Source organism: Brevundimonas sp. (assembly GCF_036400995.1).
Lineage (GTDB): Bacteria > Pseudomonadota > Alphaproteobacteria > Caulobacterales > Caulobacteraceae > Brevundimonas.
The window spans coordinates 14,681-27,306 of sequence record NZ_DASWWG010000018.1; the positions used below are offsets into that span (position 1 = coordinate 14,681).

13 protein-coding genes are annotated in these 12,626 nt (G+C 69.5%); 4 read left to right on the forward strand and 9 right to left on the reverse strand.

Annotated elements, in window-relative coordinates; translation table 11 throughout:
* The first annotated feature begins 19 nt into the window (after positions 1-19).
* Positions 20-1,207 carry a succinyl-diaminopimelate desuccinylase gene (gene dapE, locus VGE03_RS02535; RefSeq protein WP_331044898.1) on the forward strand — a complete coding sequence of 396 codons (1,188 nt, stop codon included), beginning with the start codon at positions 20-22 and terminating at the stop codon, positions 1,205-1,207.
* On the opposite strand, the gene VGE03_RS02540 is transcribed toward dapE, so the two are convergent.
* Genes VGE03_RS02540 through VGE03_RS02550 form a run of 3 tightly spaced genes read right to left on the reverse strand, consistent with a single transcriptional unit; the run spans position 1,204 to position 3,065 of the window.
* Complete coding sequence (locus VGE03_RS02540) at positions 1,204-1,404, reverse strand: hypothetical protein (RefSeq protein ID WP_331044899.1); 201 nt, start codon at positions 1,402-1,404, stop codon at positions 1,204-1,206. The two genes, dapE and VGE03_RS02540, sit on opposite strands and share 4 nt — an antisense overlap.
* Position 1,405: 1 nt before the next feature.
* Positions 1,406-1,747 carry a RidA family protein gene (locus VGE03_RS02545; protein WP_331044900.1) on the reverse strand — a complete coding sequence of 114 codons (342 nt, stop codon included), beginning with the start codon at positions 1,745-1,747 and terminating at the stop codon, positions 1,406-1,408.
* 4 nt (positions 1,748-1,751) lie between these two features.
* Positions 1,752-3,065 carry an amidohydrolase gene (locus VGE03_RS02550; RefSeq protein ID WP_331044901.1) on the reverse strand — a complete coding sequence of 438 codons (1,314 nt, stop codon included), beginning with the start codon at positions 3,063-3,065 and terminating at the stop codon, positions 1,752-1,754.
* Between the two features lie 79 nt (positions 3,066-3,144).
* Here VGE03_RS02550 and VGE03_RS02555 point away from each other — a divergent pair, with 79 nt between their 5' ends.
* The 3 genes from VGE03_RS02555 to VGE03_RS02565 are packed head-to-tail and all read left to right on the forward strand — an operon-like array spanning position 3,145 to position 5,316.
* Positions 3,145-3,495 carry a hypothetical protein gene (locus VGE03_RS02555; protein ID WP_331044902.1) on the forward strand — a complete coding sequence of 117 codons (351 nt, stop codon included), beginning with the start codon at positions 3,145-3,147 and terminating at the stop codon, positions 3,493-3,495.
* Positions 3,496-3,527: 32 nt separating this feature from the next.
* Positions 3,528-4,829: an MFS transporter gene (locus VGE03_RS02560; RefSeq protein ID WP_331044903.1), complete on the forward strand. Its 1,302-nt coding sequence runs from the start codon at positions 3,528-3,530 to the stop codon at positions 4,827-4,829.
* A 49-nt stretch (positions 4,830-4,878) separates the two neighbouring features.
* Positions 4,879-5,316, forward strand: coding sequence for an SRPBCC domain-containing protein (locus tag VGE03_RS02565; RefSeq protein ID WP_331044904.1), 438 nt, complete (start codon positions 4,879-4,881; stop codon positions 5,314-5,316).
* Positions 5,317-5,357: 41 nt separating this feature from the next.
* Here the strand turns inward: VGE03_RS02565 and VGE03_RS02570 are convergent, their stop codons facing one another.
* From VGE03_RS02570 to VGE03_RS02595, 6 genes are all read right to left on the reverse strand, one after another.
* Positions 5,358-6,344: a type II secretion system F family protein gene (locus tag VGE03_RS02570; protein WP_331044905.1), complete on the reverse strand. Its 987-nt coding sequence runs from the start codon at positions 6,342-6,344 to the stop codon at positions 5,358-5,360.
* Between the two features lie 9 nt (positions 6,345-6,353).
* Positions 6,354-7,331: a type II secretion system F family protein gene (locus tag VGE03_RS02575; protein ID WP_331044906.1), complete on the reverse strand. Its 978-nt coding sequence runs from the start codon at positions 7,329-7,331 to the stop codon at positions 6,354-6,356.
* Positions 7,332-7,336: 5 nt separating this feature from the next.
* The gene (locus VGE03_RS02580; RefSeq protein ID WP_414644872.1) at positions 7,337-8,806 is read right to left on the reverse strand and encodes a CpaF family protein; all 1,470 of its coding nucleotides are present in this window, start codon (positions 8,804-8,806) and stop codon (positions 7,337-7,339) included.
* Between the two features lie 165 nt (positions 8,807-8,971).
* A complete protein-coding gene (locus VGE03_RS02585; protein WP_331044908.1) occupies positions 8,972-10,531 on the reverse strand; it encodes a CpaE family protein in 1,560 nt (519 codons plus the stop codon).
* A gap of 6 nt (positions 10,532-10,537) precedes the next feature.
* Positions 10,538-11,200: a CpaD family pilus assembly protein gene (locus tag VGE03_RS02590; RefSeq protein WP_331044909.1), complete on the reverse strand. Its 663-nt coding sequence runs from the start codon at positions 11,198-11,200 to the stop codon at positions 10,538-10,540.
* Between the two features lie 8 nt (positions 11,201-11,208).
* Positions 11,209-12,624 carry a type II and III secretion system protein family protein gene (locus tag VGE03_RS02595; protein ID WP_331044910.1) on the reverse strand — a complete coding sequence of 472 codons (1,416 nt, stop codon included), beginning with the start codon at positions 12,622-12,624 and terminating at the stop codon, positions 11,209-11,211.
* Between the last annotated feature and the right edge of the window lie 2 nt (positions 12,625-12,626).

Genomic DNA, 12,626 nt, shown 5'->3' on the forward strand with positions numbered 1-12,626 from the left:
CCACGTAAAGCAAGGAACCATGAGCCATGCATCAACTCCCGTTATCGATCCTGTCGAACTGACCCGCGACCTGATCCGGATCCCGTCTGTCACTCCGGCGGACGAAGGGGCGATGGATGTGCTGGAGCGGACGCTGACGGCGCTGGGCTTCAGCTGCCGCCGGCTGGCCTTCGGCGACCCGGACGGGGTGGGCGCCGATGCGCGGATCGAGAACCTGTACGCGCGGCGCGGGACGGCCTCGCCCAACCTCTGCTTCGCGGGACATACGGACGTGGTGCCGACCGGTTCGACCGAGGCCTGGTCCTCGGCGCCGTTCGCGGCCGAGGTGAAGGACGGGGTGCTGTACGGCCGCGGCGCCGTGGACATGAAGGGCGGGATCGCCGCCTGGGTCGCGGCGGTGTCGAAGGTGCTGGCGGAAGGCGACCTGCCCGGCTCGCTCAGCTTCCTCATCACCGGGGACGAGGAAGGCCCCGCCCTGCACGGCACCAAGAAGGTGGTCGAGGCCCTGATGGCCGAGGGCGAGGTGATCGACGCCTGCGTGGTCGGCGAGCCGTCGTCGCAGCAGCGACTGGGCGACATGATCAAGATCGGCCGTCGCGGCTCGCTGAACACATGGTTCACGGTGCACGGCAAACAGGGTCACGTGGCCTATCCGGACCGCGCGGCCAATCCGGTTCCGGTGCTGGCCAAGCTGGCGGCGACGCTGGCGGCGCACCGGCTGGACGAGGGCTATGAGGCCTTCCAGCCGTCGAACCTCGAACTGACCACGCTGGATGTCGGCAACACGGCGACCAACCTGATCCCGGCCGAGGCGCGCGGACGACTGAACATCCGCTTCAATCCCTCGCACACGGGGGAAAGCCTGATGACCTGGCTGAACGCCGAGGCGGGCAAGGCCCAGGCCGAGAGCGGGCTGCGCATCGAGGTCGAGCACATGCACTCGGGCGACGCCTTCCTGACGCAGGCGGGCGTGTTCGTGGAGGCGGTGCAGGACGCGGTGGAGGCCGAGCTGGGCGTGCGCCCGGAGGCCTCGACCACCGGCGGCACCTCGGACGCCCGCTTCATCCGGGCCATGTGCCCGGTGCTGGAGCTGGGGCTGGTCGGCCAGACCATGCACCAGATCGACGAGCGGGTGCCGACCGCCGAGCTGGAGGCCCTGGCCGGGACCTATGAGCGGGTGATCCGGACCTATTTCGCCCGGGTCTAGTGGAGCTTGCCTTCAAGCCGGGCGATGCGCCGGTCCATGTCGGCGACCACCTCTTCCAGCCGCGCCTTCTCCGAGGCCATGTCGACGGGCGTGCCGTCGTCATAGTGGATCTGCGCGCCCTTGCTGATCAGGTCGAGGCGGTAGATCGCCGTCACCCGCTGGGCCCGGAAACGTTCGAGTTCGCTCTGGTCGCTCATGTCAGCGCGCCGCCACGACGATGATCTCGACCCGGTATTCCGGGGCGGCCAGACGGGATTCCCCGGTCGCGCGGGCGGGCGGATTGTCCCGGTCCACCCAGGCGTCCCAGACGCTGTTCATGGCTTCGAAGTCGGCGATGTCGGCCAGCCAGACAGTGGCCGATAGGATCTTCGACTTGTGACTGCCCGCCTCGGCCAGAAGGCTGTCGATCTCGGTCAGGGCCGTGCGGGTCTGGGCGACCACGTCCTCGCCCGGCTCGCCCACCTGACCGGCCAGCCAGATGGTGTCGCCATGGATGACCGCCTGGCTCATGCGGTCGTCGGGGTGCAGTCGGACGATCATCGCCTCACTCGCGCTCAAGGAATCGAAGCGCGCTCAGTACATGGGTTTTGACCCCGAGCGGCAGCACCTTTTCGTTCACGTCGAAGGCCGGCGAGTGGTTGGGCGCAGCCTGCGCCGGATCGACGCCGTCCGCGGTGCCGCCCAGATGGTAGAAGACGCCCGGCACTTCCTGCGACAGATAGGAGAAGTCCTCGGCCACGGTCGTCGGCGGGGTGGCCGGATTGACGTTCCCCTCGCCCGCCGCCTCGGTCAGGACGGGCGCCAGCCAGGCGGACAGCTCCTCATTGTTGAACACCAGCGCCGCGTTCTGGCGCACCGAGAACTCGGCCGTCGCGCCGTAGTTCTCGGCGACGTTGCTGATGGCGACCTCCGCCCGGCGGACCAGATCGTCGCGCTGGGCGATGTCGAAGGTGCGCAGGGTGCCCGACAGGGTCGCCGTGTCCGGGATGATGTTATAGCGCACGCCCGCGTCGAGCGTGGCGATGGTGAAGACCGTGGGCGTCGTGGTCGGATCGACGGTGCGGGCGGTCAGGCTGTTGATCGTCTGGACCACGTCGGCCGAGGCCGCGATGACGTCGACGCCCTTCCACGGCCAGGCGCCGTGGGTCTGGCGGCCGTGCAGGACGATGTCGATCCGGTCCGAGGCGGCCATGAAGCCGCGCGGCCGGTAGAAGACGGTCCCCGCCTGCCCCGGCACCACGTGCAGGCCGAAGATGGCGTCGGGCCGGGGGTCGCGCAGCGCCCCTTCCTCGATCATCAGCGCCGCGCCGCCCTTGGGCTCGCCGGGAGGCGCGCCCTCCTCGGCCGGCTGGAAGATGAAGACGATGACGCCGGGAATGTCATCCTTCATGCCGGCCAGCACCTCGGCCGCGCCCATCAGCATGGCGACGTGGGCGTCGTGGCCGCAGGCGTGGGCCACCGGCACCTCATTGCCCATGTAGGTCCCGGTCGCGGTCGAGGCGAAGGGCAGGCCCGTGGCCTCGCGCACCGGCAGGGCGTCCATGTCGGCGCGCAGGGCGACCGTGCGGCCCTGCCGTCCGCCGCGCAGGATGCCGACGACCCCGGTGCGTCCGACGCCGGTCCGGACCTCCAGCCCCAGCGAGCGCAGATGGTCGGCCACCACCGCCGCGGTGCGGGTCTCGGCGAAGCCCAGCTCCGGATTGGCGTGCAGGTCCCGACGCCAGGCGACCACGCGCGGATTGACCTGCTCCACCGCCGCCTCGACGCGGGCGAGCGACACCTGGGCGCAGGCTTCACCGGCCGCGAGAACGAGGCCGAGCGCGAGCGAGGAGGCGGCGATCAGGCGGCGGACGGTCATGGCGGTCTCCGGTCGGTGCGGCGCCGTGGCGGCGCGAGGGGCCCTTGCAGAAGACCACCGGTCTTTCGATTTGTCAGCCATGCCCCTGAAAAGCGCGAAGACGAACTGGCGGGACGTGGTCCTGGTCTGCCGCAAATGCCAGCGGAAGCTGGACGGCGAGGGCTTCGGGCCCGACGGCGACCGTCCGCTGAAGAAGGCCCTGCGCAAGACGCTGAAGGCCGGCAAGGGCCGCAAGGCCGGAGTGGTGGTCATGGAGACCGACTGCTTCGACGTCTGCCCGAAGAACGCCGTGGTCGCGGCGCGGGCCGGACGGCCCCACGCGCCGCTTCTGGTGGTGCCGCGCGGCGCGGCGATGGACGAGGTCCGCGCCGCCCTTGATCTGGACATCGACCGCCCCGCCCCGCCGATGCGGCTTGTCGGCGGGGGGTGACCCGGCCCGGACGAAGCCCTAGGCTTGCGTCCGTGAACCTGCGCTCTCCCGCCTTCGCGATGCTGTTCGCCGTGAGCCTGATCGCGGCGGCGGGCAATATGGCCCTGCAGTCGGTGCTGCCCAACATCGGGCGGACCTTCCATCTGCGGGACAGCCTGGTCTCGGGCGCCTTCGCCATTTCGGCCCTGATGTGGACCCTGGCCTCGCCCTACTGGGCGCGGCTGTCGGACCGCATGGGCCGCAAGAAGGTGATGATGATCGGCCTGATCGGCTTCATCCTGTCGATGACCGGGTTCGGCCTGGCCACGACCTCGGGACTGGAAGGCTGGCTGGGTTTCGTCGTCGCCTTCACCCTGATGGCCACCGCGCGGACCATCTACGGCGTGTTCGGGTCGGCCGCCCCGATCGCCTCCCAAGCCTATGTCGCGGACCGGACCAGCGCCGAACAGCGGACGCAGGCCATGTCGATGCTGGCCTCCGCGCAAGGACTGGGCACGGTGGTCGGGCCGACGCTGGCCCCGCTGTTCGTCCTGCCGATCGTCGGACTGGCCGGACCGATGTACGCCTTCGCGGCCATGGGGCTGGTCGCCCTCGTCGTGGTCTGGCGCAAGCTGCCGAGCGGCGACGTGGTCCGCACCCCGTCCGCCAGCGGACGTCGCGACGATGCAGGCAAGGGCCTGTGGAAGGACCCGCGCGTCCGGGACTATCTGCTGTACGGCCTGCTGGTCACCGGGGCGCAGGCGATCAACATCTCGGTGCTTGGCTTCCACATCATCGACGAACTGGCGGCGACCGGCACCGCGCAGGAGGCCAGCCACCCGTTCATCGCCCTGGCCATGTTCGCGGGCGCGGCGGCGACCCTGCTGGCCCAGTGGGGCCTGATCCCCATGCTGAAGCTGGAGCCCCGCGATCTGATGCGGTGGGGCGCGGCCCTGGCGCTGGCGGGCAATGTGCTGAGCATCGCCTCGCCCGGCTACTACGGCGTGGTGGTCGGCTATGCGGTCGTGTCGATGGGCGTCGGCTTCGCCCGCCCCGGCTTCACCGCCGGATCGTCCCTGTCCGTCGGCCGGGCGGAACAGGGCGCCGTCGCCGGCCTGATGATGTCGCTGGCCGGCCTGAGCTTCCTCGCCCCGCCGGTGATCGGCGTGGCCCTGTACGAGCTGTCGGAGCCCGCGCCGTTCATCGCCAACGCCCTGCTTCTGGGCGCGGCCACGGCCCTGTGTTTCGTCAGCGGCGTCCTGCGCGCCGGGCCGCCCGACCTGCCGGATCGGGAGGAGACGCCCTCCCCCGAAACCCCGCCCGCCTCCCAGCCGGGACCGGAAGGCAACCGCTGAGACCACACGCGCCCTTTTCTGGCCTCGCAAGCCGTGCCAGATCAGCGGCATGGACACCGCCAAGATCGAAAAGCGCATCGGCATTCGCGCCTCCACCGACCACATCTGGGAGGTCATCTCGAACCTGTCGGGGTGGGATGACTGGAACCCGGTCGAGACCGGCGTCGCCGGAACCATCGCCTTCGGCGGCGAGATCACACTGACCGAAGCCATCGAGGGCCTGCCCGAGCGCAAGGCCGTCGGCCGCGTCGGAGAATGGCAACCCTACGCGCAACTGGTGTGGATGGAGAACCGCGGCCTGTGGTTCCGCTCGATGCGCTATTTCGAGATCGAGGAACTGGAGCCCGGCAGCTGCATCGCCGCCAACGGCATCCTGTTCAGCGGCCTGCGCGGCGAGATGTTCTTCGACAAGAACCGCAAGCACCTGCGCCACGCCGTCGACGGCGTGGCCGAAGCCTGGAAGACGGCGGCGGAAGCGCTCGGCTGACTGCGGTCAGCCGCCCTTGGCCCCCTCGCGGTTGACCGTGGTCAACCGCCCTTGGCCATCGTGTCCTGGATGCTGATGATCGCCGGCGTCAGGATGACGATGAACAGCACCGGCAGGAAGAACAGGATCATCGGCACGGTCAGCTTGGCCGGAAGGGCGGCGGCCTTCTTCTCGGCGGCCGACAGGCGCATCTCGCGGTTTTCCTTGGCCATGGTGCGCAGGGCGGCGCCCAGCGGCGTGCCGTAGGTCTCGGCCTGGGTCATGGCGGTGGCGACCGACTTCACGCCCGGGTGGTTGGTCCGCTTGGCGAGACCCTCGTAGGCCATGCGGCGGTCGGGCAGATAGCTGAGCTCGGCCGACAGCAGGGTCAACTCCTCGGCCAGATCGATCGACGAGCCGCCGATCTCCTGACTGACCTTCTGGATCGCCGATTCGATCGACATGCCCGCCTCGACGCAGATCAGCAGCAGGTCGAGGGCGTCGGGGAAGGCCTGCATGATCGAGGTCTTCCGCTTGGAGATGCGGTTCGCCAGAAAGATGTTGGGACCGTAGAAGCCGATCACCGCCGCGACCATGCACATGGTCACCCGCATCATCACCGGCAGACCGAAGTCGTTGAAGATGAACAGGTAGAAGACCGCGACCGCCAGAAAGATGAACGGCATGGAGAAGCGGAAGAAGTAGAAGGTCGTCAGCGGCTTGGGCCCGCGATAGCCGGCCTGCGCCATCTTCTCGGCGACCTTGGGATCCTCCAGCAGCTGGGTCAGGTTCAGCCGTTCAACGACACGCTTCTTGAAGCCCTCGTCGGTGTGGCGCAGCCCGTTCTGCCCGCCGCCCTGGGCGATGGCCTGACGGGAGCGGCGCTTCAGCTCCTCGCGGCGCACGGCCACGGCCTTCATGCGGCCTTCCAGTTTCACCCCGCTGCCGAAGGAGCCCATCAGGGTCACCAGGGTGGCGAACACCAGCACGCCGACGCCGAGGCTCAGCAGGTTCTGGACGTTGGTGAAGAAGGCGATGAACTGTCCCATGGCCTGCCCTCAGAACTTGAACGAGATCATCTTCTTCATGACGAAGATGCCGAAGCCCATCATGCAGACCGCGACCAGCAGCATGAACTGGCCCCGGGGGTCGGTGAAGAGTTTGGCCATGTAGGCCGGGGTCGTGATGCTGACGAGGATCATCACCGCGGGCGGCAGGGAGCCGATAATCCCCGCCGAGGCGGTGGCTTCCGACGACAGCGCCTTGATCTTCTCGCCCATCATCTTCCGCGCGCGCAGGACGGTCGTCAGGTTCGACAGGGCCTCGGCCAGGTTGCCGCCGGTCTTCTGCTGGATGGCGATGACGATGGAGAAGAATTTCAGCTCCGGCGTCGGCATCCGCTCGTACATCTTGTCCAGCGCCTGCGGCAGGGTCAGGCCCACGCCCATGCCCTCGACCAGCTTCTGGAACTCCGGCCCCAGCGGCGCAGGGCTTTCACGGGCGATGATCTTGAAGCAGTCGTGGACCGGCAGGCCCGACTTGATGCCGCGCACGATGACGTCGACGGCGTCGGCGAAGAAGCTCGAGAACTTCTTCATCCGCCGCTTCCCGAGGAAGCCAACGAACCAGCGCGGCAGGCCCAGGCCGAACACCACGGCGGCGCCGGCGCAGATGAGGATGTTCAGCCCGAACAGGAGCGGCAGCAGGAAGGCGAAGACGCCCATCACCGCGCTGATGATCCAGAAGGTCTGGACCGTGGTCGACAGACCCGCCTGCTTCAGCTTGGCGCCGAGGCTGACCCGCGCCTTGCGCTCGGCCTTCTCGACCTCCTGCAGCTGCTGCATGATCTGCTTGCGGCGGAGTTCCGGCGTGGCCGCGGCGGCCGCCTTCTTGCTGGCCGCCGAGTTCTGACGGGGACCGCCGAAGGTCTGGGCGCGCTTGATCGCGGCGTCGCTGGAGTCGCCGCCTCCGACGAAGGCCCAGCCCAGTCCCCCGATGGTGATGAAAGCCAGAACGGCGGCGAGGATCGGAAGCATCGGCGTTACTCCGCCGCGTCCAGGGCTTCGGCCAGTTCGCGTTCCAGTCCGTAGTAGCGGGCGCGGTCCCAGAAACGCGGGCGGGCGATGCCGGTCGAGCGGTGACGGCCGACGATCTTGCCGTTCTCGTCCTCGCCGGTGATCTCGTAGACGAACAGGTCCTGGGTGACGATCACGTCGCCTTCCAGACCGACCACCTCGGTAATGTGGGTGATGCGGCGCGAACCGTCGCGCAGGCGGGCCGCCTGGACGATCACGTCGACGGAGCCGACGATCATCTCGCGGATGGTCTTGGACGGCAGGCCGTAGCCGCCCATGGTGATCATCGATTCCATACGGCTGATGGCTTCACGCGGGGAGTTGGCGTGCAGGGTGCCCATCGAGCCGTCGTGGCCGGTGTTCATGGCCTGCAGCAGGTCGAAGGCCTCGGGTCCGCGGACCTCGCCGACGATGATCCGCTCGGGACGCATCCGCAGACAGTTCTTCACCAGATCGCGCATGGTGATCTGGCCCTGCCCCTCGAGGTTCGGCGGGCGGGTTTCGAGGCGGACCACGTGCGGCTGCTGCAGCTGCAGTTCGGCCGCGTCCTCGCAGGTGATGACGCGTTCGGTCGGGTCGATGAAGGCCGTCAGGGTGTTCAGCAGGGTCGTCTTGCCCGAACCCGTACCGCCCGAGATGACCAGATTGCATCGCGACGCGCCGATGACGCCGAGCACGCGCGCGCCCTCGGGACTGATGGAGGCGTACTCCACCAGGTTCTTCATCGTCAGCTTGTCTTTCTTGAATTTCCGGATCGTCAGCGTCGGGCCGTCGATGGCCAGCGGCGGGGCGATGACGTTGACGCGCGAGCCGTCCGGCAGACGGGCGTCGCAGATCGGGGAGCTTTCGTCGACGCGGCGGCCGACCTGCGACACGATCCGCTGACAGATGTTCATCAGCTGGGCGTTGTCGCGGAAGCGGACGTTGGTCAGCTGGACCTTGCCGCCGACTTCAATGAACACCCGGCCCGCGCCGTTGACCATGATGTCGGCGATGTCGTCGCGGCTGAGCAGGGGCTCCAGCGGGCCGTAGCCGAGGACGTCGTTGACGATGTCCTGGACCAGATGCTCCTGCTCGGCGACCGACATGGAGACGTTCTTGATCGCCACCAGCTCGGCGACGATGTCGCGGATTTCCTCGGCGGCGGTCTTCGGATCGAGCTGGGCCAGCTGGGCCAGGTCGATGGTGTTCATCAGCGCGTTGAAGATCGTCGTCTTCGTGGCGTGATAATAGTCCGACTGCTCGCGGACGATCTCGGCGACCTGCTGGGCCTTCTTCAGCTGTTCGAAGCCCGGCGTGGCCTTGGGGCCCGGACCGGCGGCCTTGGGCTGCGGCGCGGCGGGCCTGGGACGCGAGGCCAGGGCGTCGAGACGATCGACCCCGGCGCCCGCGGCCTGTCCCATCGGCTGGGGCGCGGCGGGGCGCGGCGCCTCCATCACATCGGCTTCAGCACCACCGAAGGCGAAAGCCTGGGTCTGGACGCCCTGCTGGGGCTGGAAGGTCGGCTCGGCGGCGACGGGCGCAGGCTGGGGCGCCGCCGGCGCCGGACGCGGCGCCGGTGCGGGACTTCCGGGCTGGGCTGTGCGCTTGCCGAACACGCCTTACGACTTCTTCCTGAACAGGCCCGAGAACATCGAGGTCTTGCCGCCGGCGGCCTTGGGGCCGGCCAGCAGGGGGATTTCCCGGCGCGAAACGATCTGGGCCAGGGTCTGGAAGGCCTCCGCGGCCTTCGACTTGCCGCCGGCGTCCAGGATCATCTGGCCATTGTTGGCCGCGGCGCCGAAGGTCTTGGCGTCGAACGGGATGATGAGGCTGGGATGGACGCCCAGGGCGTTGCCGAACTCCTTGGCCGGAATCTCCGGGCGGCCCGGGACGCCGACCTGGTTGAGCACCAGACGCGGGGGCGCATCGTTGGGACGGCCCTGCTTGATCAGGTCGATCATGTTCTTGGCGTTGCGCAGCGAGGCCAGGTCCGGCGTGGCGACCACGACCACCTCGTCGGCGCTGATCAGGGTGCGGCGCATCCACGACGACCAGACGTGCGGCAGGTCCAGCACCACGAAGGGGGCGGTGGCGCGGATCTGGGTGGTCACCTCCTCGAACGCGTCCGGGCTGATCTCCCAGTCGGTGTCGAGGGTGGCCGGGGCGGCGAACAGGCTGAGCTTGTCGGTGCAGCGGACCATCATGCGGTCCAGCAGGACCGGATCGAGACGATCCGGCTGGGACAGGGCGTCGGCGACGCCGTTCAGCGGGTCCTGGTTGAAGTCCAGACCGGCGGTGCCGAACGGCAGGTCATAATCGACGATGACCGTATTGGCGCCGATCCGCTCGGACATGGCGTAGGCGGTGTTGTGCGCAACCGAGCTGGCGCCCGAACCGCCGCGCGCGCCGACGAAGGCGATCGAGCGGCCGACGAAGGGCTGGGCCGGGTCGGCGAACAGGCCGCCGATGGCCGAGATCAGCTGCAGCGGCTGGATCGGCGCGACCAGATATTCGCTCACGCCGCGACGCATCAGCTCGCGGAACAGCAGGATGTCGTTGGTGGCGCCGATGACGACCACCTTGGTGCCGGCGTCGCAGACCTCGGCCAGCTGATCGACTTCCCACAGCAGGGTCTGCGGATCTTTCAGGCACTCGACCACGATCAGCGGCGGAGTCGGCTCGTGGTGATAGGTCTCGACGGCCGCGGGGACACCGCCGACCCGGATCTGGGTGGTGGCGCGCGACAGGCGGCGGTCCTGCCCGGCGCGCTCGGCGGCGGCGAGGGTGTCCTGCCGCTCGGCGAAGACGTGGATGGCGATGCGCGGGACCGAAACCTCGGCGGCGTGACCACCGGCGACGGGCGGCGAGAAGGCGGCCTGGGCGCCGGCGACCAGATCGCCGACGGGATTGAACTCGCCGCCTTGGGCCATCGGCTCCGGCAGGGCCGGGCGCGGGGGCTGAGCGGCCGGAACCGGCGCGGCCTGCACGGCGGGCGGGGTAAACTGCAGCGGCGGGCGGCGGGCGGCCTCGGCGTCCATCATCGGAGCTTCGCCCGGGAAGGCGGCGGGCGCCTCGACGGCCTGGGCGGCGGGAACCCCCTGGGCGACATAGCCCATGTCGAGGTCGAACTCGTCGTCCTCGAAGTCATCGAAAGCGTTGGGGGCGAAGGCGTTGCTCATCTGGACCTAGTCCACGGCCTGGGAGATGCCGCCCTGGATCAGGGTTTCCTGCGGAGCGGCGGTGGGCTGACCCTTGCGGTAGTTGTCGAAGACGACGGCGGCGCGGCCGGAGTCGGCCGGGGTCATCGCCCGGGCGCCGATGATGTCGCGCGGGTCGGCAATCTGGGCGGCGATGTTGGCGTTGATCGCGCAGCCGAGGCCCAGCGAGGATTCGTTGGAGTAGCGCGGCCCCATGTCCCGGCGCTCGGCGGCGCAGTTGGGGATCACCGCGCGGACGGTCTCGAAGCCGGCCAGCACGGGCGCCCGGGGATCGGGGGCGTCGTAGGCCGCAACCTCGATGTTCTGTCCGGGCACGCCGGCGGACTCCAGCGCCGAGCGGACCGCCCAGGTCTGACGGGCCGAGGCCGGGTCGTCTCCCGACGGCCCCTGGATCTGGATGCGGCCCGTGCCGGTTCCGGCGTAGCGGACCGCGAGGTCGCGCAGGGCGGCGATCTGGGTCGAGGACAGGCCGTCCTCGTGAACCGCCAGGGCGATGCGGTCGAGGCCGGGCTCGACCCGCAGCGCATAGCGCGAGAGCGGCGTCAGCGGCGGCGGGGCGGAAGCGCCCGACGAGGCGCAACCGGCCAGCAGGGCCGCGGCGGACAGGGTGAGGAGCAGGGAGCGCGTCACGGAAGTCCTCATTCGATCACATAGCCGACCGGACCGGTCCAGCCCGTCCCGGCGGTCGTCACCGAGCCGTCGCGGGGGCCGTAATGCTGGTCCAGCTGGCCGAACAGCAGGGTCTGGGCGTCGTTGGCGATCTGCAGGCCGTCGGCGGGGGTCTGCATCGTGCCCGCGGCGGTCGGCGAGACGATGTAGGCCTCGACGATGATGACCAGTTCGGTCTCGCCGGAGATGTAGTCGCGCGAGCGGAACAGGGCGCCGAGCACCGGCAGTTCGCCCAGCGCGGGCAGGGAGTCGATGTTCTGGCGGGTGTCCTCGCGCAGCAGGCCCGCGATCATCAGCGACCCGCCCGACGGCAGTTCGACCGTGTTCGAGGCGCGGCGGACGTTCAGGCCCGGGATGACCAGGGTGCGGTCCGCGCCGCCGCCGAGGGTGAAGGCGCCCACCTGGGTCAGTTCGGACACTTCGGTCGACAGCTGCAGCGAGATGCGGCCCGGCGAGAGCACGATGGGGCGGACGGCCAGACGCACGCCGTAGGGCTTGAACTCGACCGTCACCTTGGTCGAGCTGTCCGAGGTCTCCTGGCCGACCGGAACCGGGAATTCGCCGCCGGCGAGGAATTCGGCGGCCTCGCCGTTGGCGGTGGTGATGTTGGGCTCGGCCAGGATGCGGACCAGACCGGCGCGCTCGAAGGCGCGCAGGGCGGTGTTCAGGCTGGAGCCGTCGCCGGCGCCGTCCTGGTAGCGGATGATGCCGCCGCCCAGCTGGTTGCCGTTGACCGCGAAGGTCGCGCCCTGGCTGAACGACAGCCCGTTGCCGACGCTGGCCAGAACGGCGGTGGCGTCAAAGCCCAGTTGCTTGATCGCGGTGCGCTGGACCTCGACCACGCGGGCGCGGACCATGACCTGATCCGAGCCGGCGATGGTCATCATGTTGATGACCTTCTCGGGGCTCGCGACGAAGGCGCGGGCCACCTGGCTGGCGCGATCCGCCTCGCCGGGGCTGTAGACGGTGCCGGTCAGGATGATGCTGTCGTTGACCGCCTCGGCGTGGACGTTGGCGTTCGGCATCACCCGGTTCAGCGTGTCCTGCAGGGCCGAGACGCCGGCGTCGACGCGGACGCGGAGCGACAGGATGGTGCGGCCGGCGCTGTCCAGAACCACGGCGTCGGTTTCGCCCGGCTGCAGGCCGATGATGGTGATGCGGCGCGGCGAGTGCAGCATGGCCTCGGCCACCTGCGGATTGGGCACGATCACATCACGGGCGTCGGCGGGCAGGTCGACCGCCATGGACGAACCCCGCGGCAGGCTGATCAGCTGGGACTGGGCGCCCATGGAGACGGCGGCCCGGCTCTGGGCGGCGGCGGGAACCACCGGGTTGATCGCGACCACCGTCAGTCCGGCCAGGGCGACGGCGAGGAGACGCTTCATCG